This window comes from Kordiimonas sediminis (genome assembly GCF_014656395.1).
GTDB lineage: Bacteria > Pseudomonadota > Alphaproteobacteria > Sphingomonadales > Kordiimonadaceae > Kordiimonas_A > Kordiimonas_A sediminis.
Map to the genome: position 1 here is coordinate 256,259 of NZ_BNCI01000002.1, position 21,810 is coordinate 278,068.

Here is a 21,810-nt window from a genome sequence, read left to right on the forward strand (position 1 = left end):
GGTTGAATAGCCGCGCCTGTTTGTTTGCCAAGGGTACGTGCGAAGACAGCTATGAAGAAGCCGCTTCATGCATTGCTTTCTTGATTTTCTCAAAAGCTCTGACTTCAATCTGGCGCACTCGCTCCCGACTAACATTATAATGCTGGGATAATTCTTCGAGCGTCGTGGCAGGCTCTTTCAACCGGCGTTCCAGAATAATATGTCGTTCGCGGTCGTTCAAATCACCCATGGCATCTTCCAGCATGGCTCTTCGCTGCAGAAGTTCTTCATTATCTGCGACCATTGTTTCCTGATCTGGTGTTTCGTCCACCAGCCAGTCCTGCCATTCGCCTTCTGTGTCGGCGCGTAGCGGCGCATTCAGGGAATGATCCTGCGCTGAAAGTCTGCCGTCCATGGATACCACATCGGCTTCAGAAACATTCAACTCGTTCGCGATTTCTGTAATTTGCTCAGGCTTCAATGACTGTTCGTCGACAGCCAGAAGACGGTTCTTCAGCTTGCGTAGATTAAAGAAAAGTTTCTTCTGTGCGGCGGTTGTACCGATCTTGACCAGTGACCAGCTGCGCAGGATATATTCCTGAATGGCTGCGCGTATCCACCACATAGCATAGGTGGACAAGCGAAACCCCTTGTCAGGGTCAAACTTTTTTACAGCCTGCATAAGGCCAACATTGCCTTCAGAGATAAGATCAGCAACCGGAAGGCCGTATCCGCGATAGCCCATGGCAATTTTAGCAACAAGGCGCAGATGGCTGGTTACCATCTTGTGGGCAGCGTCGCTGTCACCGTGCTCTGCCCAGGCCTTAGCCATCATATATTCTTCTTTTGCGCCCAGCATTGGGAAGTTTCTAATTTCCTGTAGATACTGGCTCAGGCTGCCTTCTGGCGATAAAGTCGGTAAATTTGATGGTGTTGTTGTCATTGTCGTCTCGCTATTTTCTCTGCTGTCTCTGTGTCAGCTTAGTATACCATAAAACACACAAAAATGCGTCAGACCGAATATTGATCTAACGCTGATATCAGTTTCTGCATATCAGATGGGTAGTCTGCTTCAAATTTCAAGGTTTTGCCAGTCACGGGATGGATGAAACCAATCACACGTGCGTGAAGCGCCTGCCGGGCAAACCCAAGTAGTGTCCCCCGCAGGTCAGCCGGTATTTTTGAGGACCATTTGCCGCGAGAATAGACAGGATCACCAACCAGCGCATGCCCAATATGGGCCATGTGAACACGCACCTGGTGTGTCCGTCCGGTTTCCAGCCTGCATTCTATCAGGCTGGCCAGGTCAATGCCCTGATGTTGGTAATTCGACAGGGTCTTATAATGGGTTGCAGCCCACTTACCGCCTTTGTCTGTAACCGCCATTTTTTTGCGGTCAACCGGATGTCGGGCAATGTTGCCCTCGATCCGTCCTGCCGCCGGGTTAGGATGGCCGCGACACACTGCGCCGTAAACGCGCTCGATCGAGTGGTCTGCAAACTGAATAGACAGCCCCTGATGCGCCTTGTCATTTTTTGCCATAACAAGAATGCCGCTGGTGTCTTTGTCTATGCGGTGGACAATGCCGGGACGCTTGACCCCTCCAATACCGCTCAGGCTGCTGCCGCAGTGGTGCAATAGTGCATTAACCAGGGTGCCGTCAGGGCTACCTGCTGCGGGGTGGACGACCATCCCGGCGGGTTTGTTGATGACAATGACATCTGCGTCTTCGTAAAGCACATCCAGTGGGATGTTTTGTGCTTCTGGTTCTGCGCTTTCCGGTTCCGGTAAGGTGACAATATACATGTCATCGGCCCTAACAGATTGCGATGGGCTGGTGACAGTTGCAGTTGACGAACTGGTTGAATGTGTGACATGACCTTCCTTGATCAGGGCTTTCAGCCGAGAACGGGAAATGTCAGGTAGTTGATCGGCAAGTATCTTGTCGAGGCGTTTTCCAGCCATCGCGCTGTCGATCTGAATGGTAAATTGGTCAGTCATGGAGACCCTTATGGCGGTTCAAACTGAAAATGTCACGTCCAAGAATGCAGATATGGACGAATTCCCGCAGGTGAAGGCACCATTTGGCCTGAAGATGTTGGTGATCGTTCTGGGGGTGGCTATCATTGGTATGTTGGCGCTGATTTTCTACAAAATCGCAGATGAGTTGACGAAGGCTGCAACGAAAGACCCTGACGCGCAGGAAACAACTGTATCAGCAAATGCGGCACCCGCAGATACGGGGCAGGCTGTTTCGCGCTCTGCCGGGTCGCGTTCCGCACCAACTGTGCAGTCTGCTCGCCCCGATGCAGGCGGTGATTATACGTTGCCCCGCCCAGAAGGTGCCAGCCTAACATCCACCACAGTCCGCGACTGGGAAGTGGTGTTGCAGTTTCGGGGTGTGGACGGCAGTGATACCATTCTCATTCTTGATCGTGCTTCGGGCAAAGTGACCCGTATCCATGTCCCCGTTGTTCGTCAGGATAACTAAAGACACGCTCCGTCAGTTAGAGGGGGCTGCGACTATGTATGCCCCCGAAGAAGCTTGTGCCTTGCTTACGGGGTATGCCTATGAAGAGTGCTTCACTGTAACGGCAGCAGTTATGTCGCCAAATGTTTCAGACAGAGACCGGACAAAGTTTTTTGAGATTGATCCAGCTGTTCATATTAAAGCTCAAAAAAAGCTGCGTAATGATCAGGGTAAGACTGAAATAATAGGGGTCTGGCATAGCCATCCGGGCGGCAAGACTGAACCATCGGTCACAGATAAAGCATCGTCGACACAAGGAAATTTTGTTTGGATGATATCAGTGCCAGGCCCAAGTGTTCAGACACAAGCGTATGTGACAGAAAGAAAAGACCCGACAAAATTTTGTCAGGTCGATATTTTGATTGACTAATATACGCCTGTTTTACAAAGGCAGAATGCGTTTCTTCTTTGTGATATTCAGGTAGCCAACGGTAGCCTGTGCACGTAGGCCCACACCCACACGAACAAAGGCGATGCTAAGGTCATTGTTACCATAGTAGCTCATGCCCAGACCGCCAACATAGTAGAAAGAGCCTTCAACCGCACCGATGCGGGTATAGATTTCTTCTGTGTCATATAAATTATAGACCAGACCAAAGACCTTTACGGCATCAGCGCCGGCATCCAGGCCAATAGATGGCCCTGTCCAGTGAACAGTGCGTTGGCCTTCGATTTTATGATGAAGTGTTCCGCCCCCGTAACGAAGTCCAAGAACAAGACCCGCACCAGCTTCCGATCCCGTTATATACGCATTGGGACGTCCTTTTGACTTGAAGACTGATTCTAATGCTTTGGCAATGCTTTCCGCACCTTCCCCTAAAAAGTCTGATGCGACATCGACGATTGTATCTTCGTCATATGTATCATCCACATTGCTCGATTCCTGAGGAATGGCGGCAAAGGAACAAAAGAAAGTGAAACACACGGCAACAAGGGCACGGCCGGCTCTTGTTATCATAGAAACATTAGTCATTTTCATCCCATCTGCAGGAAAATATCATCCTGACGTTAAATTGTTGCTGAAACATACTGCGACTGGGCTATAAAAGGCAATAATCGTGTCGAAATCGTGATCGATCCATTGAAATGTGGGAAATAATCCTATTATTTAAAGTCTACTAGTGTTTAGGGGAGAGTTATTTAATGCTTAAAGATATGCAGGATTGGCCGCTTCTGGTTAGTAAAATACTGGAACATGCCGAACTGAACCATAGCTATCAGGAAATTTTTAGCAAACTGCCAGAGGGCGGGGAGTTCCGCTATAGTATGGCGGATATGGCCAAGCGTGCGCGACAGGCAGCACAGGCATTTCAGACCCTTGGTGTTAAAGAAGGGGACCGCGTTGGTACCTTGGCGTGGAATACTCACCGCCATGTGGAGATCTGGTACGCTGCATCAGGTATGGGCGCCGTAACCCATACAATTAACCCACGTTTATTCCCTGAACAGCTTGTCTACATCATGAACCATGCAGAAGACAAAATTCTGTGTGTGGATGTGACATTTGTGCCGCTTGTGCAGGCAATTGAAGCCGAGTTGAAAACCGTCGAAAAATTCATTGTCATGGTCGGGAAAGACCATATGCCAGAAGGTCTGGGTGATAATTGGATTAGTTACGAAGAAATTCTAATGGCGGAAAGCGGCGAGTATGCGTGGCCAGACCTTGATGAAAATACGCCGTGCGGCTTGTGTTATACGTCTGGAACGACGGGCAATCCAAAGGGTGTTCAGTATACGCACCGGTCCAACTTTTTGCACACATTGATCGCGATTTCCGGTGATACTCTGGGCATTACTGCCAAGTCAGTAATTCTGCCGGTGGTGCCGATGTTCCACGCCAATGCCTGGGGCATACCATACGCAGCCTGTGCGACAGGCTGTAAGATGGTTCTGAACGGACCACATTTTGAACCTGATGTTTTGCATGACATTATCATCCGCGAAGATGTGAATGTAACAGCGGCGGTTCCAACTGTCTGGACAGGTATGCTTCAGTATCTGAAGGACACTGGCAAAGATATGGGCAAGCTTACGACCGTGACGATCGGTGGTTCAGCGGCACCAAGGTCCATGATCGAAGAGTTCCAGGAGAATTACGGCGTACGGGTGAACCATGCCTGGGGCATGACAGAGATGAGCCCGCTTGGATCTATCGGTTCGGAAAACGCGGCTGTTGCCAATCTCTCCAAGAAAGAAAAACTCGATGTCCAGTGCAAGCAGGGACGGACGGTTCTTGGTGTTGAAATGAAAATCGTGGACGACGAAGGTAACAGCTTGCCGCGCGATGGTAAAACATCGGGTAATCTTCTTGTTCGTGGGCCATGGGTTGTGGATACATATTACCGCGCTGACACGCGTGCCGTCGATAATGACGGGTGGTTCGATACTGGTGATGTGGCTTGTATTGATGAATACGGGTACATGCAGATCACAGACCGTTCCAAGGATGTGATCAAGTCAGGCGGGGAATGGGTCAGCTCTATTGATCTGGAAAATGCTGCGGTTGCGCACCCTGATGTGGTCGAAGCTGCGGTTATCGGTCGCTACCACCCGAAATGGGAGGAACGTCCCCTTCTGATCCTGAAAATGCATGAAGGCAAGACTGTCACCCTGGAAGAAATGCATGAATTTCTGTTACAGCACGTGATCAAATGGTGGTTGCCGGACGGTATAGAATTTGTGGACGAGCTACCGCACACTGCTACGGGGAAAATCTCGAAAAAGGATCTGCGGGATCAGTTCAAGGATTATAAGTTTCCGGGCACCTAGGCCATATGGGATATAGAGTGGTCTTATGGGGCCGCTCTAAACGGTCAAGGGACGGGGTTTACTCGTCCCTTTTTTTGTGGCCTTCCTCGATCCAGACCAGAAGTTTTTTAACCGGGAAAATCCAGATGATCCCGGCAAAAGAATAATAGAGTGTTTGTATGGTCAGGCCGCTTTCACCGAACAGTTCACCAATGGCTGCGGCGGCAAAGGCATATGCGGTCAGGCCAAAAATCAAAATAGCCATGCCAATTGCGCTGCGATTAGTTGGTTTGGTGTTGCTCATTGTGGTGCCTCGTTTCCTGATACTCAGTTCGGATGATTAGTCAGCGGTTTCCTGTCTGGATGCAACATATAAGGCGTTTGCTGCCAGAATGATACGCTTTGTCTCACTCCATAGCGGAAGGGCCAGTGCTTCTTCAAGGGAATAAAAGCATGCGGCCTTGGCATCGCTGCCCGCTGTGACTGTATCTGCCGTGCAGATACCCCAGTAATCTATTAGGGTGTAGTGGTGTGCGATCTTTTGAGAAGATGGTGACCGGTCAATAAAGTCCACGACATCAACCAGCCCCTTGATCTCTGCTATAATACCTGTTTCTTCCAATACTTCGCGTCTTGCAGCTTCAACAAGTGTTTCGCCCAGTTCCTGTTTGCCGCCGGGTAGGCTCCATTCATCTGCCTTTGGCGGGTTACTACGTTTGATCAGCAGGACCTTATCACCGCAGAACACAACTGTGCCTACACCCACTATCGGTCGGGGAAAAGAACGTACAGACATTGTTTTTCCTATTTTCTTCCACTATCAAGAAGGCAGTTTGACGAGTAAATATGATGGACACAAGGTCCAATTAAGGCATCCATGTGCGGTAGATACACATTAGTTGACGCAATCGAAGAACTGCGCAAAACATTTGGGGTTCAGGCGCCTGTAGCGATTGATCCCCGGTATAATATTGCGCCGCGCCAACCTGTTTTAATCGTTCGGCATGATGAGTACGGCAAACGGGAACTTGTTGCGGTAGAATGGGGTTTTGTCCCTGAATGGGCCAAAGAAATCAATACAAAGCCGCTGATTAATGCCAGGATTGAGACGGTTGAGGTCAAGCCATCTTTTCGGTCCAGTGTTAAACGTAAGCGGTGTTTAGTGCCATTTTCAGGTTGGTACGAATGGCGCCGGCAGAATGGACTGGCTCTCCCTTACTATATCTCGCCTACAAAAAAATCCCCTGCTGCGTTTGCAGGAATATGGTCTACATGGCACGGTCCGGAAGGGGAGCACTGGCTGGAGACAATGGCCATTGTAACGGCCGAGGCGACCGGTCCCCTTAGGTCTGTCCATAAACGGAAACCTTTGGTTGTTCAGCCGCATCAGTATGAGGCATGGCTGCGTCCGGAAGACCCGCTACCCAGAGGCTTTTTGAAGTCTTTTGACTGGATGCCTGAGACACAGTTCCATTGGCAGGCGGTCAGCCGACGTGTCAATTCTGTGCGATTTGATGATCCTGCTTGTTTATTGCCAAATGACGACGTATCACAGGGGAGCCTGTTTTAAGCACTGGATTACCTATGGATTATTCTGATCGTTCGCACTCTGTCTATATTGAAAAAGCAGATGGTATTGGCCGTCTGGTCTTGAATAGACCTGATAAATTCAATGCAATGTCCTATGCGATGTGGCGTGCAATTCCCGAGGCGGCAAAACTGCTTGATACTGATCCGGATGTACGGGTGATCGTTGTCTGTTCCAGTAGTGACAAGGCTTTCTCTGCCGGTGCGGACATCAAGGAACTGGAAGAATTTTCACAAGACGAAGTCAAGCGTGAGAAAAACCGTGTCGCTATCAGACAGGCACAGCGTATCTTGGCGCGAACCGAGAAGCCTACCATTGCAGAGGTGCCGGGTGCGTGTATCGGGGGTGGGTGCGGGCTTGCAATCCACTGTGATATGCGTATTGCATCCAGTCAGGCCACTTTTGGGATTACTCCTGCCAGGCTTGGTATTGTTTATCCACTGAACGACACACGCCAGTTAATCGAGCTCGTTGGTCCGTCGGCGGCCAAACATATTTTATTCACCGGCAGGATTTTTGCCGCAGAGGAAGCGTTGCAGATTGGCCTTGTTGATCAGGTAGTTGAACCCGATTTGCTACCTGATACTGTTCGCGATCTTGCTAGCAACATGGCAAGTGTCAGCCAGTATTCTGTCCGCGGCATCAAGAAGGTAATCCGGCGAATTCTTGACGGCCAGCTGGATGATGATGCAGAAACCGCCAAAATATTCACCGATGCACATAACGGCATGGATGCGCGGGAAGGTGTCGCTGCCTTTCGTGAAAAGCGTCCCCCAAATTTTCGCTGGAATGGCTGATCGCTGATTGATCCGCTGTCTTTTTCCCCTTAGAGTTCTGACAAGTATTTGCAGGGGAGGGAATATGTTTTCAAATACAACGGTATGGATCACGGGGGCGTCTTCTGGCATTGGGGAGGCTTTCGCCAAAAAGATTGTGACGGACGGAGCATCATTGATCCTGTCTGCACGTAATGAAGCAGAACTGAACCGCGTGAAAGGCGAATGTCAAGCGCTCGCGCCGGATGCCAAAATCCTTGTCCTGCCCATGGACGTAACCGACGAAGCTTCTATGCCGGCAAAGGTTGAAGCGGCGAAAAATTTCACCGGCAGAATTGATTATCTTTTCAATAATGCAGGCATTTCGCAGCGGTCCTTGGCAGTGGATACGACAATGGACACATACCGCAAGCTCTTTGAAGTTGATGTGTTCGGCCAGATTGCCCTGACCAAACTTGTATTGCCCATTATGATTAATCAGGGCAGTGGCCACATGATGGTCACGGCGTCTGTTGCGGGGAAAATTGGTGTGCCGTACCGTACGGGATACTGCGCGGCCAAACATGCTATGATGGGCTTTTTTGATGCACTGCGCGCCGAAGTTGCCGGCAATAATATCAAGGTAACGACGATTACGCCGGGTTTCATTCAGACGAATATTTCCAAGAACGCCTTGAAAGGGGATGGTACTGAATTTGGCCGTACGGATACGAATATCGCAACGGGCATGCCTGTGGATACATGTATCGATGTTATTCTGGCTAAAATGAAAAAAGGGGAGCCTGAGATATTGGTTGCCCAAGGAAAAGAAGCACAGGCCGTTTGGTTGAAACGTTTCTTCCCCAAAGCACTCTTTAAAGCGGTGGTCAATATGGGAAAACCTACTTAGGGAATCGTCACAGTGCGACACGAAATACAGGGGAACAGCGTGTTCCCCTTACGTTTATGTGCCTTTGATGGTTTGGTATGCCGCCAGCGCCTGTGACCGTGTCAGCGCTAGATCACATATTGGCTCGGGGTAGGTTTCCCCAAGTGTCACACCAGAGGCAGTTAAAATGCTTTTGGGGGCGGTCCACGGCGTGTGGATATAGGGTGCGGGCACACCTTGAAGTTCGGGCACATAGGTCCTGATGTAGCTGCCGTCCAGGTCAAATTTCTCGGATTGGGAGACGGGATTGAAAATTCTGAAATAGGGGGCGGCGTCTGCACCGGACCCCGCGACCCATTGCCAACTGGCACTGTTGTTCGCCAGATCTGCGTCCACAAGACAATCCCAGAACCAGTCTTCGCCGTGTCGCCAATCTATCAGCAGATTTTTTACAAGGAAGGATGCAACAATCATACGGACACGGTTGTGCATATAGCCAGTCTGCCATAATTCCCGCATGCCTGCGTCGATAATGGGAAAGCCTGTTTGGCCTTGTTGCCACGCTTTCAAGGCTTCTTCGTTCTCGCCCCAGGGGAAGGCATCGAACTTTGGCTGGAAATTCTGCCTTGGCAGCGTTGGAAAATGATACAGCAAATAATAGGAAAACTCGCGCCAACCCAGTTCTGACAAAAAGTGCTTCCGGTCGTCCGAGGCAGGCCTATTCAGCGCTGCATACCAGACCGTACGCGGAGAAATCTCACCGAAATGAAGATAGGGTGACAGGCGGGATACATTTGCACGTGCCGGGAAATTGCGCCCAGTTTTATATCCGGTTAATCCGTCTTCCAGAAACTCCTGCAGGCGTGTGAAGGCTGCTTCCTCTCCAGCTTCCCAGTCCGACATCATGGTGTCTGCCCAGTCGAGGGTTTTTGGTAGCAGACTGAGTTCATCCACCATGCACCCTCCATCAGCCTTGATAAAGTTGCAATCTGGACGGGGCAGTGGACGCGCTGGGGGGGCAGCTTCCTGGCTTGCTTTTTTATAAAATGGGGTGAACACCTTGTAAGGGCTGCCGTCTGGCTTTTGGACTTCCCATGGTTCCCACAGTAACGACCCATTGTGGCTTTCGGCCGTACAGCCCATCGCATGAAGTGTGTCTTTGATCCGCATGTCACGGTCAATCCGCCACGGCTCATAGCAGCGGTTCCAGTGGATGTTTTTAATGGAATTGTCTTTAACAAGTCGGGGGATAATGTCTTCTGCGCTGCCTTTGAAGGTCGCGAGCTTGCCACCAAGTGCCTCGTTCAGGGCTTTCAAAGACGCATGCAGCCAAGCCCGACTGGCACTACCCCTCGACCATTCACCCGCTGCCGCATCATCCAGAATGAAAACGGGCATGACTGTGCCAGCCTTTGCAGCTGCAACCAGGGCAGGGTTATCAGAAAGGCGAAGATCTTGGCGAAACCAAAAAAGGGATGTGGAAGTGCGGGGCATAAAAATCTCTGTACTATGCTATGTGGAAACTTGACGATGTATGACTTTCTACACAAAGCAAGTCTCTGGCTACTGCAGAACTTTCTACGCACTGCAGTAGCAACTGGATTATGGCGTGCACAGTAATAATCAGTGGTTCTGTTTTAGCGGATGCATTCGTCCTGTATCAGTGTCGTCGTGGCCCGGAAGGGCGTGTGCTGCTTGTTGGTATAAGCCGTTGCCACCAATTTGGCCTTGGTGTGTGGGTAAGAGTGTTCGGGGTATTGTCCAGGACAAAGTCAACTGCTGGCGTGCCGCACCCAATATCAAGAAACTTAATGCCGCGGATCTTGTTGTGATCAAGAACAAACCGGTCTGATAAGGGCACTTTGTTGCCTGGCTTTTCTGCCAGCGTGCAGCCAAGGATGTAGTTGGGAATACCGTCCTTGTCATTCATAGGGAGATAGAGAGAGTTAACTTGATTAAGCTGACCATGTTCATTTGCCACAGTCTCTTTGACAAAGGCGCCGCTTGGCTGGTCAAGGATGGCATCGCAGAACCGGCTAAGGTTCTGCTGCATTTTGGGTGCCGCCAAATCATAGGCATTAATACCGGTGACAGGGTGTGCCCACAGTTCTTCTACCGATGTGGCGACAACGCCAAACATCAATTGGTCGTCGTCAACGCGCTTTAACAGACTAAGTCGCGGCATGATGTGGGTGAAATGCTTGGGATGGAAAGCCAGTCTGTTGGGAATGACCGATCCTGTCTGCCGCGGCAAAGCGCGCCAATACTCCATCATTTCAGATAAAGGACCACTGAGTTCCATAGCAGTCTCCTGACCCCTTCACCCTATCCCGAAAATTCAGGAAATGTTGGCAGTGGCGCAGGGGCACAAAGTCGGAAACTGTTATACTCTTATTCTTTGTAACATCTGTCACCGGATAAGGCGGGGGTGCCTGTGACGCCTATGGTGCCTGTAAATGGTCCAAGTTTCAAGGTGGCTTAAAAGTACCCTAATTGTCTTTTACCTGATCAGCGACAAGCCCTTGAAACTGTTTTGTGATTTCAGTGAACACATCGTTGGGGATCGGGAATGTCAGATTATACTGCGAAATTTTCCAGCCAGACTTTGTACGAATCAGAACACCGGAACCACGGCTGTAGCCATATTGCTCAGACAAAAGGATTTCATCGAAGAAAGCAGCATTTTCATCCGGTGTCATGTCAATATTACGTTTCTTCGGTGTGTATTTCCAACCCGTTGGGCGTGTCTCGGCGTAGGCTTGAAACTCTTTCTTTGTCCAGCGTTCCGTAATATCCGTTCCCAGAAATACGCTGGTTTCAGCCATTTGATTAAAATAGGTATCCCAGTCGCCTTCACCAGCCGCTTTGTGGTAGGCGTTTAGAACCTGATTTACGGCCTCTATGTCTTTGGAATCAGCTGATACAGTTGAGAAACCAGTGCCAGCGACAAGAAGGACCATGCACAGGGATCTAGCGATTTTAGAGAAGATTTTGATCATGATTGTTCCTTTGGCTTGATTTCACCAGACTTCAGACGTTCCAGATAGCTTTGCAGATCGCGTTTTAGGACAGGCGCCATGATGTAGATACCCAGTATGTTGGGAACGGCCATCAGGAAGAACAGGCTGTCCATCAGCATGTACACTTCTTTCAGGCTGAAAACAGCGCCTGGAACCAGCGTAACGCAGAAGATGATTTTAAAGAGATTCATGGATCTGTCAGAGCCACCGAAGACAAATTCCCATATTTTGCCGGAATAATAACCCCAGCTGATGATGGTGGAGAAGGCAAACATAAAGGATGCAATAGCCAGAATATAGGGGAACCAGCTAATAACGGAACCAAAAGCACCAGATGTCAACGCTACGCCTTCGGTGCCTTCGCTGCCGATATATGCGCCAGTGATGATGATGACAAGGGCAGTCATGGTGGATACAACAACTGTATCAATGAAGGGTTCCATCAGCGCGACCATACCCTCTGAAACGGGTTCGCGGGTTTTTGCAGCTGCGTGGGCGATTGTTGCACTACCCAGCCCTGCTTCCGTTGAGTAAACCGCTCGTTTCATGCCGATAATGATGACACCAATAATCCCGCCGCCAACACTTTCCGGTGAAAAGGCACCGTTGAAAATCGTTACGAATGCAGCGGGGACTTCAGACACATTGCCCAGAATAATGACCATTGCTGCCGTGATATAAATCCCTGCCATAAGGGGTACAAGACGGCTGGTAACTTGCGCAATGGACCGAATACCTCCGATGATAACGATGGCTGTTAGCGTCGCTGTGATAACACCAAAGCCCCATTTGTAGCCATTGCCTTCAAAGCCGGCGACATAGTTGATTGCTTCATAGCTTTGGTTAACCTGAGCCACCTGCAGGAGTGTGGGAACTGCCAGAATGGCATATGTCCATGCAAGGATTTTCCCAAATGTGCCCCAGCCGCGTTCTTTCAGTCCGGCTTCAAGATAATACATAGGGCCGCCGGAAATGGTGCCGTCGGCATGGACTTTCCGGTACTTCACACCCAGTGTACATTCCGCGAATTTAAGGGTCATCGCCAGCGTGCCGATCAGGATCATCCAGAAGCTGGCACCAGGGCCCCCAATACTGATGGCGACTGCAACACCGGCAATGTTTCCAAGTCCTACCGTGCCTGAAAGGGCAGTAGATAGCGCCTGGAACTGTGTTACTTCGCCCGGTGCCATATCGTCATGATATTTCCCGCGTACAATGTCCCATGCCCGCCGGAAGCTGCGCAGATTAATGAATCTGAAATAGAGTGTCAGCAGTATCATTGGCATGGCCATCCAGACAATGATCCACTGTATTTCAATGCCGAAGATATTGATGCTTTTGAAAGCGAATGCGTCCAGCGCGTGAATAATGCTGACTAGAAAATCAATAAATCCGCCGCGTGTTACTTCTGTATCCTGTGCTGATGCCGCACCGGACAGAATCCCGACAGACAGTATGCAGCTTATTAAATGCGTTACGTTCCGCACCCACTTTCCTCCACCGTGAATTTAGATAAAGGCGGCATCCTAGAGAGGGAAATTCGTGATTGAAAGAAGAAAGTGTATCAAATTTACTTGTTGGTACACCCGCCCTTTTGTTTTATGGTTCTAGACACGGCCCGGAACCGGGATGAAGGTCTATGTGCCTGCGTGATGCGCTGTTCTGCGTTCAAGACGTTCTCTGCGGCGTTTATCTATCATGCGCTCTTCAGGTGTATCCAGCATTTCAGGTGTTGGCCAGCCGCCAGACGCAACGACATCCAGTGTTGGTGTCGCTTGGCCCATTCGCATGCGGTACAGCCATAGGTTCGCCATGACACGTTCGATAAAGTTGCGGGTTTCGTGGAAATCAATGGATTCAATAAACAGCAGGGGATCATGGCGGTATTCTGTCATGTTTTTCCACCGTGCCAGACTTCCTGGGCCGCCATTGTAGGCTGCCAAAAGCATGAAGAGATTGGCATCCACTTCGTCTTTGTCCAATAGATATTCGAGATACTGCTGACCCAGCGCCATGTTAAACTCAGGCTGATACAGTTTGTTTTTTGCACGCCGGAACAGAGACCTGTCTCGGGTAATGTAACTGGCAGTCGCAGGCATAACCTGCATCAATCCGTGGGCGCCAACACCACTTTGGGCACGGATACGGAAATTACTTTCCTGCCGGACAACTGCAAAAATCAAGGCTCGGTCCAGGCGGAAGCCGTCAACTGGCGCCCAGTCGGGGAGAGGATACCGCACAGACGTTGGTGCCGGATTGCCGGTGCCGCCTGACCAGCCAATACGCATTTGTATCGCCGGTAAGTTCAGGTGAGCTGACAAGGCAAGAATATCATCCTGTACTTTGGTGCCTTCGCGCCCCCATAAAAGACGCATTTCTTCATCAGCCAGATCGTCCCGTCCGATTTCCCAAAGGGCAATTGACCGCGCCGTTGCGTGATGTTTCAAAAGCCGATTGACGATCGTGGTGTCCAGATGGGGCAGGGTCCAGTTTATTTGCGGTTTGATCCCCAGTTGTCGGGCAGCAATCAGTCCATAAAAAGTCTCGGAATACTGACTGGCAGACCGAAGATATTTCACGCCTTCATCAACACGCTGTAGACGGTATGCAGCGCGGCTTGCCCATAAGTTACCGGCGGCCAGAAGCCAGCTGCTACCCCGTTCTGCACCAGCTAAGGCTTTAAAATGTATGTATGCTTTTTCCGTCTTTCCGGCACGCCAGTATGCAAGCCCCGCGATCCAGTCACTTTCAGGTACGACTTCGCGAGATTCGTTGGCAGCATATTCTGCATAGACCTGTGCCTTAAAGTCGTTACCGGTATAATAGTAACTGGCGGCTATACGCTCCAGCGCCTCTGCTTTTTCGTGGGGTGCCAAGAGGTCTGTTGCCTCCATAGCCCAGAAACGGCGTTCAGCCCTGTCGGGCAGGCCGCTGCTGACATAACGTCTGATGTTTGCCTTGAAGCGGCTAACTGCACGTAGCTCTGTGCGTGACCGGCGTTTTACGGGTGGTTTAGACTGTGTGCTGTGTCCTGTAACGCCAGGATACCGGGTGTCCAGTGGGCGTTTAGGGGCTGCCGCTTTGCCCTGACGCCGCCGCGCCAGGTTATAAATACGCCATGCACCGGGCAGGTCAGCATATTCTTTCATCCAGCCAGACAGCTCGGAATATTTACTGCGGTACCCAGTCGGGTGCATGTACCGCTGGAACAGGACATGCCCCATCAGTGTATCTTTTTCCAGAGACTTTATAAGACGGTCAGCCTGTTTCCATTTGGCTTCGTCCTGCAATTCAAAAATGCGCTGATACCTGCTGACATCTTTGTCTGAAAGGACACGCGGTATAGCTGCCTCTCCATCCTCTGCCGATGCGGACAGGCTGCCAATGATGACAGAGCTAACGGCAAGGATCGCCAGAAAAAAATACTGAAGAAAGGGACGCGTCATACTCATAACAAACCAAGTTTTTCCTTAACAGATAACAAGTCCTTCCATGATTCCCGCTTTTTCAGAGGTTGTCGCAAAAGGAATGCAGGGTGATAGGTTGGAAGCACGTCAAAATTATGACCTTCAATGTCAATGGTGCGCCATTTTCCGCGCAGACTTACGATACCATTCGTCGTATCAAGAAGCGCCTGTGACGATACCCCGCCAACCAAGACAACTACTTTTGGTTTTGCAAGCGCGATATGTCGGCGAATGAAGGGTAGACACATGCTGACAATAGCCGGGTCTGGTGTTCTGTTGCCCAAGGGGCGCCACGGAACAAGATTGGAAATATAGACATTCTTCGCACGATCCAGTCCTATTGAAGCCAGCATGCGGTCCAGAAATTGTCCCGCAGGTCCAATGAATGGTTTTCCCGCTTGATCTTCCTCTGCGCCAGGAGCCTCGCCGATTAACATGACGTCGCTGCCCGGCACCCCATCAGAAAAAACGGTAGATTTGGCAGAGCGTTTCAGAAGTCCACCATCAAAGGCCTCCATTGCTGCTTGAAGTTCTTCAAGGGTGTTGGCTGCCGCAGCGACCTGAGTGGCCACGTCTGCGCCTGCCCCTTCCATTTTCTGGACGGGTTTTGCCACAACGGGCCGTGGTTGTGTAGCACGTTCACGAGCAGGGGGTTGGCTTACTGCATTTGGTGGCTGGAATGCTGGCTCTCCAGCAGCACTTTGAGGCTGTGCTGCGGGTGCAAACCGGTCAACAGGCATATCATCTATCGCCTCGTCAGCCCCCATGGCGACTTGCCAGGCCAGGAGTGTGGCCGGGTCCAAAGTCTGATGATCGCTGAATTGAGACAATGACACTTCCTGTTTGTTTATATCTGGGCTTCTAAATGTAGGTTGTATGAAAAAATATGGCAAAATTATAGAGATATTTTATGTCATGGATTTTGTTTTGGTCATTTGTGCGTATGTTCAGGTGTAAATATTCGGTCTGTTCATTTGACCCGGAGCGCATTTAAGGGCATAAACCGAGCAAATAAGGGACATGAGGGTTAAAGCGATATACGTAAAGCTACGGTGTTGCTTTTAGACGATTTTGCCGAGATAGGAGTATCGTATGGAACGCGAATCCATGGAATTTGATGTTGTCATCGTTGGGGGTGGTCCCGCTGGCCTCTCTGCTGCGATCAGGTTGATGCAGCTCGCACAGGAAAAAGACCAGGAACTGATGGTCTGTGTTATCGAAAAAGGGTCAGAGATTGGTGCCCATATTTTGTCTGGCGCTGTTGTTGATCCGATTGCACTGAATGAATTGATCCCGGACTGGAAAGAAAAGGGCGCGCCGCTGAATGTACCGGTTGTTGACAACCAGCACTGGATTCTTTCTGAAACCGGCAAGAAAAATATGCCGCACTTCATCATGCCGCCGTTGATGTCAAATGATGGTATGTACACCCTCTCCCTTGGAAACTTTACTCGCTGGCTAGCTGAACAGGCAGAGGCGCTTGGTGTGGAAGTATATCCGGGATTCGCGGGTGCCAAGGTTTTGTATGACGAAGACGGACGCGTATGCGGCGTTGGCACAGGCGATATGGGCGTTGACCGTGAAGGCAATCCAAAAGATAGCTTCATGCCAGGCATGGACCTGAAAGCAAAATATACATTGTTTGCAGAGGGCTGCCGCGGTTCACTAACCAAAGAGGTTGAAGCTAAGTTCGGCCTTCGGGATGACTGCGAGCATCAAACATACGGTATCGGTATCAAGGAATTGTGGGATATTGATCCTGCGAAACATCACCCTGGCCGTGTGATCCACACGCAGGGCTGGCCACTGGAAGAGGATGCTGGTGGCGGGTTCATCTACCACCAGGAAAACAATCAGGTAGCAATTGGCTTTGTAGTTACGCTTGATTACAAAAACCCCTATCTGTCGCCGTTTGATGAAATGCAGCGGTTTAAAACTCATCCTGCAGTAAAAGAAATACTGGAAGGCGGTCGCCGCGTTTCATATGGCGCGAGAGCAATCAATGAAGGCGGTCTTCAGTCTGTGCCGCAGCTATATTTCCCCGGCGGTGCCCTGGTTGGATGTGCTGCAGGTTTTGTCAATGTTCCGCGGATCAAAGGCACACATAACGCGATGAAATCTGCCATGTTGGCAGCCGAGACAGCCTTTGACGCAATCGCAGCAGGCTCTAATGGTGACATTCTGCTGGATGGATATCAGCAAGCGTTCAAGGATAGCTGGATTTACAAGGACCTTTACAAGGTACGGAACGCACGTCCTGCACTTGCAAAGTTTGGAATTGCACTTGGTACACTTTATTCCGGTTTCGACATGTGGATGAATACCCTTGGTCTGGGCGCATTGATGCCGACACTGAAGCATGGCCACAAGGATAATGAAGCTACGAAAAAGGCAAGTGAATGCACACCGATTGACTATCCAAAGCCTGATGGTGTGTATTCCTTTGATAAATTATCAAGTGTTTTCCTGTCCAACACCAACCATGAGGAAGAACAGCCGTGTCATTTGACACTGAAGGACGCTTCTATCCCCATGAAGGTGAATTATCCTGAGTATGCAGGCCCGGAGCAGCGGTTCTGCCCTGCGGGTGTTTACGAATATGTGGGCGATACAGAGGCTGAAAAACGGCTGCAAATCAACGCACAGAACTGTGTTCACTGCAAAACTTGTGATATCAAGGACGTAACACAGAATATTAACTGGGTCGTTCCGGAAGGTGCCGGCGGTCCAAACTATCCGAATATGTAGGGTCGAGACCGTCAGCCATTATGACATTTGATACAATCAGAAAACAGGGGTTGAGACAGTTGTTTGTCTCGACCTGTCTTTCTGCTGCACTGGTTGGGTGTGGTGCTAGTACGCCTGCGCCGCAACAAACAGTGCCGTCTCCGTTTCACAGTCCTTTTGACGTCGAATATCAGACGGAAGAAAGTGTCTATAGTCCTTTCGTGTTTGCGATGTTCGCACAGCATTCTTCCCAGCATACAAAGGCAGCTTCCCTGTTTGTTGATGCGCTGGAAATTGACCCTGACAGCGTGTTTATCGCCGAACGCGCCTTTATGGAGCTGATCTATGCTGGGCGTTTGCAGGAGGCATCAACGGTTGCCCGTCGTCTTTTGTCAAAACCTGACGAAGATAAGGTGGTTTCTGATAATCTGATCCATCTGACCTATATATTGGATGCCTTTAAGCAAAAAGATTGGTCAGCCGCAGAGACACGGGTTGACGGGCTGGTTATGAATAACGGCTTTTCTTTTGTTCTGTCACCGATTTTGAAGGCATGGAGTTATGCTGCACAAGGACAGGAAGGCAAAGCACAGGCTGCAATGGCGCCCATGCTGGCGGATCCTCGCCTGCGGTCTTTGGGGCTCGAATACTGGGCCTATATGCTGGATTATATGGGTAAAAATGAAAGTGCTATCACTGCCTATCAGGAATTGATGGCGCAGGAACGCGGTGCGACCGTTCAGCCGATCATCGCCTACGCATATCTTCTTGTTCGTATGGGGGACATGGAAGCAGCACGCAGCCTTCTTGGGGAGCATGCCAAGACATATAGTAATAACCGGTATTTGCTGCGTGAAAGTGTACGCATCGCCCAAACCGGCAAGCCATCAAATCATGTGGCGACCCCAAAAAGCGGCGTGTCGCAATTGTTCTTGCGGTTGGCAACGGAGTTTGCGCGTGGCGGCTCGAATATGGGAGCAGTTGTGTATCTGCGACTGGCGAGCTTTTTGTCACCTGATACCGACGAGCTCTATCTCTTGATGGGGGAAATGTTCGAAAAGGTCGGCAATCCGCAACAGGCCGCACGGGCCTATGCCACGATTGCGCGGGGAACGCCGTCCTATGGACTGGCTCGACTTAGGCATATTAGTGCTGTCAGAGCCGCAGGCGATACCCAGCTTGCCATTGACATGCTGCGGGAAGAACTGGTGAACAGCCCAGACAGCAGAGTGTTGCACACCACACTGGGTGATATATTGCGGGAAGAAAGCCGTTTCGAGGAAGCAACCGTGCACTACACTACGGTGATTGAGGCACTGACAGAGACGAAACAGAGCGATTGGTTTATCTTCTTTGTGCGGGGTATTTGCCTGGAGCGTTTAGGGCGCTGGGATGAAGCAGAGCAGGATCTGCAAATAGCCAATAGTCTCAACCCGGACGACCCGAATGTCCTGAATTATTTAGGCTACAGCTGGATTGATCGTGGCCAGAATATTGATAAATCCAAAGAAATGATCCAGCAGGCTATGGAAGCCAGACCGGAAGACGGCTTTATTACAGACAGCTACGGTTGGGTGCATTATCTGACGGGTGACTATGCCAAGGCAGTTGAGTATCTGGAAAAAGCAGTACGGCTGGAGCCTGATGATGCGACGATCAATGACCATTTGGGAGATGCATACTGGCGTGTGGGACGCAGGATAGAGGCACGCTTCCAGTGGCGGCATGCGCTTGATAGCGGGCCTGATACCGAGGAGCTGCGCCAGACGATAGAACGTAAGATCGAGTTCGGTCTGGAAGATGCGCTCTAGGGTGGGCGGGATGTCTGACGCCGTTACTATTGATGCACCTGCCAAGATAAACCTGTTTCTCCATATTACCGGGCGCAGGTCAAACGGGTACCATGATCTGGAAAGCCTGTTTGTTTTCACCCATGCCGGGGACGGTATCACCTGCGAACTGGCAGATACGTTCAGTCTGGCTATCACTGGGCCTTTCGCCCCTGATCTTGAAGGAACTGACCTTGAGGGAACGGCCCCGGAGGATAACCTCTGTCTGAAAGCGGCGCGGCTTTTGGCGTCGAGGGTTTCAGTAAGCGGGCAGGGCGTACGCATTACGCTGGATAAAAAGCTGCCGATTGCGGCTGGCATCGGTGGTGGGTCATCAGATGCGGCTGCCACGCTGCTTGCGCTCAATAGTCTTTGGAATTGCGGTCTCTCCCATGATGAACTGGCGGCCATGTCACTGGAACTTGGGGCCGATGTACCGGCATGTCTTTATCAGCAGGCCCTGTGGGTTAAAGGGATCGGTGAAGACGTTTCACCTGTTACGCACTCTCTGCCGCCCTATATCCTGTTGGTGAACCCGGGTGTTAAGGTTGAAACACCCAGCGTTTTTAAACGGTTTCAAACGCTGGAGGAACCTTTCGTCGCTGACATCAGCCCTGACCAGCGGAGTGATATTCTGCATGATACGGAGCATTTGTTCAGGGAGACGGTAAATAGCCTGCAAGCGCCTGCGGTGTCTCTTTGTCCTGTAATTCAGGATGTTGTTGCTGCCTTGTCGGAGACAGCGGGGTGTCTGGGGGCGCGGATGTCTGGTTCCGGGGCAACATGCTTCGCCTTATATGAGGATGAAACGGCGCTTGCGTGCGCCGAGAAGGATATGAAAACCAAGCATCCAAATTGGTGGGTGTATGCTGACCGTTTGCGCAATTAGTTTCTAATTTGCGCCCAAGTCTAGGAATAGTAAGAACGGTACCACTCGGTAAAATGTTGCAGTCCTGTCGTGAGCGGTGTTGATGGGCTGAAACCGAAATCCCGTTGAAGCGCGGTAATATCAGCAAATGTTTCTTTGACATCTCCTGCCTGCATTGGCTTGAACTGCTTTATCGCTTTTTTGCCCAAAAGTTCTTCAAGAATTTCAATCATTGTCATCAACCGTTCCGGGCGGTTATTGCCAATGTTATACAGCCTGTGTGGAGGCGCCTCTGCGTTTGTTTCAGGCGGCGTGTCGAGGACACTCAGAAGACCTGTAACGACGTCATCGATATAGGTGAAATCCCGGCCCATGTCGCCGTTGTTGAATATGGTAATCGGGTTGTCTTCCAAAATGGCCTTGGTAAATAGGAAATATGCCATATCAGGCCGTCCCCATGGGCCGTAGACAGTAAAAAAACGTAAGCCCGTCTGTGGTAAGCCGTACAAATGGGCATAGGACTGGCTTAATAGCTCATCAGCGCGTTTTGTAGCAGCATAGAGCGATACAGGGTTGTTCACCGTATCCTGCTCTGAAAAGGGCAGTTTACTATTGCCGCCGTAAACGCTGGAACTGCTGGCATAGACCAGATGGTCAAGTGAGTCTGTATGGCGGGCAAGTTCAAGAATGTTTACATGGCCAACCAGATTGCTGGCGACATAGGCATCTGGATTGTCGATTGAATAGCGAACCCCAGCCTGGGCCCCAAGGTGCACGATCTGCGTAATTTTGTGTTTGGCAGCAACTTCAAAGAGGGCGTCTTTGTCAGCAAAATCAACGTGGTGAAAGTTGAAACCTGAGAGTGGTTGGAGCTGCGATAGGCGGGCTTTTTTCAGTATGGGGTCATAATAGTCATTCAGATTATCAATGCCGATGACGGTGTTTCCCCGGCGGCACAACGACTGTGCCACATATGAACCGATAAACCCGGCTGCGCCTGTTACTAAAACCGTCATATCTGTGCCCCATCTTTGTAGATAGCTTACGAAAATTTAAAATGAAAACAAGACGTTAATTGTTGAAAGCTTTGGGTGAAAAACAAAAGATAAAAAAAATACAGAAAGGTCTTTACTCTTACCGGCAGTTTGGGTACAAACCGCCCACATCAAATCTGATGGGGCGTCGCCAAGTGGTAAGGCACCGGTTTTTGGTATCGGCATTCGCAGGTTCGAATCCTGCCGCCCCAGCCATCCTTTTTAGATAACTCAATCAATATGTTAGTGTGTGTAGTATCGGCTCTTTAGTTGTTCCGATAACTCCTGCGCCTTCCGTATCTGATATTAAGGGTATCTGGTATCTTCACCTAAGCGAGTTCCCTGCGGGGCTATAATAGTTCAAGGGTTTACTTCT

Annotated in this window: 21 protein-coding genes and 1 tRNA gene; 10 read left to right on the plus strand and 12 right to left on the minus strand. The window is 50.3% G+C overall.

Annotated elements, in window-relative coordinates; translation table 11 throughout:
• Positions 1-49: 49 nt before the first annotated feature.
• Positions 50-922, minus strand: a complete 873-nt coding sequence (gene rpoH / locus IE181_RS08730) for an RNA polymerase sigma factor RpoH (protein ID WP_191252048.1) — start codon at positions 920-922, stop codon at positions 50-52.
• A 68-nt stretch (positions 923-990) separates the two neighbouring features.
• Complete coding sequence (locus IE181_RS08735; protein WP_191252050.1) at positions 991-1,980, minus strand: RluA family pseudouridine synthase; 990 nt, start codon at positions 1,978-1,980, stop codon at positions 991-993.
• A 10-nt stretch (positions 1,981-1,990) separates the two neighbouring features.
• On the opposite strand from IE181_RS08735, the gene IE181_RS08740 reads away from it, so the two are divergent.
• Positions 1,991-2,470, plus strand: a complete 480-nt coding sequence (locus IE181_RS08740) for a hypothetical protein (RefSeq protein WP_191252052.1) — start codon at positions 1,991-1,993, stop codon at positions 2,468-2,470.
• Positions 2,442-2,879, plus strand: a complete 438-nt coding sequence (locus tag IE181_RS08745; RefSeq protein WP_268245736.1) for a M67 family metallopeptidase — start codon at positions 2,442-2,444, stop codon at positions 2,877-2,879. The genes IE181_RS08740 and IE181_RS08745 overlap by 29 nt, the downstream gene beginning before the upstream one ends.
• 12 nt (positions 2,880-2,891) lie before the next feature.
• Here the strand turns inward: IE181_RS08745 and IE181_RS08750 are convergent, their stop codons facing one another.
• Positions 2,892-3,482: an EipA family protein gene (locus IE181_RS08750; protein WP_191252056.1), complete on the minus strand. Its 591-nt coding sequence runs from the start codon at positions 3,480-3,482 to the stop codon at positions 2,892-2,894.
• 170 nt (positions 3,483-3,652) lie between these two features.
• Here IE181_RS08750 and IE181_RS08755 point away from each other — a divergent pair, with 170 nt between their 5' ends.
• Positions 3,653-5,278, plus strand: a complete 1,626-nt coding sequence (locus IE181_RS08755; RefSeq protein WP_191252058.1) for a long-chain fatty acid--CoA ligase — start codon at positions 3,653-3,655, stop codon at positions 5,276-5,278.
• Positions 5,279-5,336: 58 nt separating this feature from the next.
• Here IE181_RS08755 and IE181_RS08760 read toward each other — a convergent pair whose 3' ends face one another.
• Positions 5,337-5,561, minus strand: a complete 225-nt coding sequence (locus IE181_RS08760; protein ID WP_191252060.1) for a DUF2842 domain-containing protein — start codon at positions 5,559-5,561, stop codon at positions 5,337-5,339.
• Between the two features lie 36 nt (positions 5,562-5,597).
• Positions 5,598-6,053 (minus strand): NUDIX hydrolase, encoded by a 456-nt coding sequence (locus tag IE181_RS08765; RefSeq protein WP_191252062.1) that lies wholly within the window; start codon positions 6,051-6,053, stop codon positions 5,598-5,600.
• Between the two features lie 81 nt (positions 6,054-6,134).
• Here IE181_RS08765 and IE181_RS08770 point away from each other — a divergent pair, with 81 nt between their 5' ends.
• The 3 genes from IE181_RS08770 to IE181_RS08780 all read left to right on the plus strand — a co-directional run bounded on the left by IE181_RS08770 (position 6,135) and on the right by IE181_RS08780 (position 8,510).
• Positions 6,135-6,827 (plus strand): SOS response-associated peptidase, encoded by a 693-nt coding sequence (locus tag IE181_RS08770; RefSeq protein ID WP_191252064.1) that lies wholly within the window; start codon positions 6,135-6,137, stop codon positions 6,825-6,827.
• Between the two features lie 14 nt (positions 6,828-6,841).
• The gene (locus IE181_RS08775) at positions 6,842-7,642 is read left to right on the plus strand and encodes an enoyl-CoA hydratase/isomerase family protein (RefSeq protein WP_191252067.1); all 801 of its coding nucleotides are present in this window, start codon (positions 6,842-6,844) and stop codon (positions 7,640-7,642) included.
• A 64-nt stretch (positions 7,643-7,706) separates the two neighbouring features.
• Positions 7,707-8,510, plus strand: a complete 804-nt coding sequence (locus IE181_RS08780; protein ID WP_191252069.1) for an SDR family oxidoreductase — start codon at positions 7,707-7,709, stop codon at positions 8,508-8,510.
• A gap of 54 nt (positions 8,511-8,564) precedes the next feature.
• On the opposite strand, the gene IE181_RS08785 is transcribed toward IE181_RS08780, so the two are convergent.
• The 6 genes from IE181_RS08785 to IE181_RS08810 all read right to left on the minus strand — a co-directional run bounded on the left by IE181_RS08785 (position 8,565) and on the right by IE181_RS08810 (position 15,812).
• Positions 8,565-9,983: a cryptochrome/photolyase family protein gene (locus IE181_RS08785; RefSeq protein ID WP_191252071.1), complete on the minus strand. Its 1,419-nt coding sequence runs from the start codon at positions 9,981-9,983 to the stop codon at positions 8,565-8,567.
• A gap of 166 nt (positions 9,984-10,149) precedes the next feature.
• Entirely contained in the window at positions 10,150-10,791 is a 642-nt protein-coding gene (locus tag IE181_RS08790; protein WP_191252073.1) for a PAS domain-containing protein, read from the minus strand.
• Positions 10,792-10,978: 187 nt separating this feature from the next.
• Positions 10,979-11,488 carry a nuclear transport factor 2 family protein gene (locus IE181_RS08795; protein ID WP_229819285.1) on the minus strand — a complete coding sequence of 170 codons (510 nt, stop codon included), beginning with the start codon at positions 11,486-11,488 and terminating at the stop codon, positions 10,979-10,981.
• On the minus strand, positions 11,485-12,996 hold the full coding sequence (locus IE181_RS08800; RefSeq protein ID WP_229819287.1) for an alanine/glycine:cation symporter family protein: 1,512 nt from the start codon (positions 12,994-12,996) through the stop codon (positions 11,485-11,487). Before IE181_RS08800 ends, IE181_RS08795 begins: the two co-directional genes overlap by 4 nt.
• A gap of 150 nt (positions 12,997-13,146) precedes the next feature.
• The gene (locus IE181_RS08805) at positions 13,147-14,961 is read right to left on the minus strand and encodes a lytic transglycosylase domain-containing protein (RefSeq protein ID WP_191252075.1); all 1,815 of its coding nucleotides are present in this window, start codon (positions 14,959-14,961) and stop codon (positions 13,147-13,149) included.
• Positions 14,958-15,812 (minus strand): uracil-DNA glycosylase, encoded by an 855-nt coding sequence (locus tag IE181_RS08810; protein WP_373308362.1) that lies wholly within the window; start codon positions 15,810-15,812, stop codon positions 14,958-14,960. Before IE181_RS08810 ends, IE181_RS08805 begins: the two co-directional genes overlap by 4 nt.
• Positions 15,813-16,068: 256 nt before the next feature.
• Here IE181_RS08810 and IE181_RS08815 point away from each other — a divergent pair, with 256 nt between their 5' ends.
• Genes IE181_RS08815 through IE181_RS08825 form a run of 3 tightly spaced genes read left to right on the plus strand, consistent with a single transcriptional unit; the run spans position 16,069 to position 20,421 of the window.
• On the plus strand, positions 16,069-17,724 hold the full coding sequence (locus IE181_RS08815) for an electron transfer flavoprotein-ubiquinone oxidoreductase (RefSeq protein ID WP_191252077.1): 1,656 nt from the start codon (positions 16,069-16,071) through the stop codon (positions 17,722-17,724).
• Positions 17,725-17,744: 20 nt separating this feature from the next.
• The gene (locus IE181_RS08820) at positions 17,745-19,514 is read left to right on the plus strand and encodes a tetratricopeptide repeat protein (protein WP_191252079.1); all 1,770 of its coding nucleotides are present in this window, start codon (positions 17,745-17,747) and stop codon (positions 19,512-19,514) included.
• Between the two features lie 10 nt (positions 19,515-19,524).
• Positions 19,525-20,421 carry a 4-(cytidine 5'-diphospho)-2-C-methyl-D-erythritol kinase gene (locus tag IE181_RS08825; RefSeq protein WP_191252081.1) on the plus strand — a complete coding sequence of 299 codons (897 nt, stop codon included), beginning with the start codon at positions 19,525-19,527 and terminating at the stop codon, positions 20,419-20,421.
• 20 nt (positions 20,422-20,441) lie between these two features.
• Here IE181_RS08825 and IE181_RS08830 read toward each other — a convergent pair whose 3' ends face one another.
• A complete protein-coding gene (locus tag IE181_RS08830; RefSeq protein WP_191252083.1) occupies positions 20,442-21,416 on the minus strand; it encodes an NAD-dependent epimerase/dehydratase family protein in 975 nt (324 codons plus the stop codon).
• Positions 21,417-21,575: 159 nt separating this feature from the next.
• Between IE181_RS08830 and IE181_RS08835 the strand changes: the two genes are divergently transcribed.
• Positions 21,576-21,650, plus strand: a tRNA-Gln gene (locus IE181_RS08835).
• The last annotated feature ends 160 nt before the right edge of the window (positions 21,651-21,810 follow it).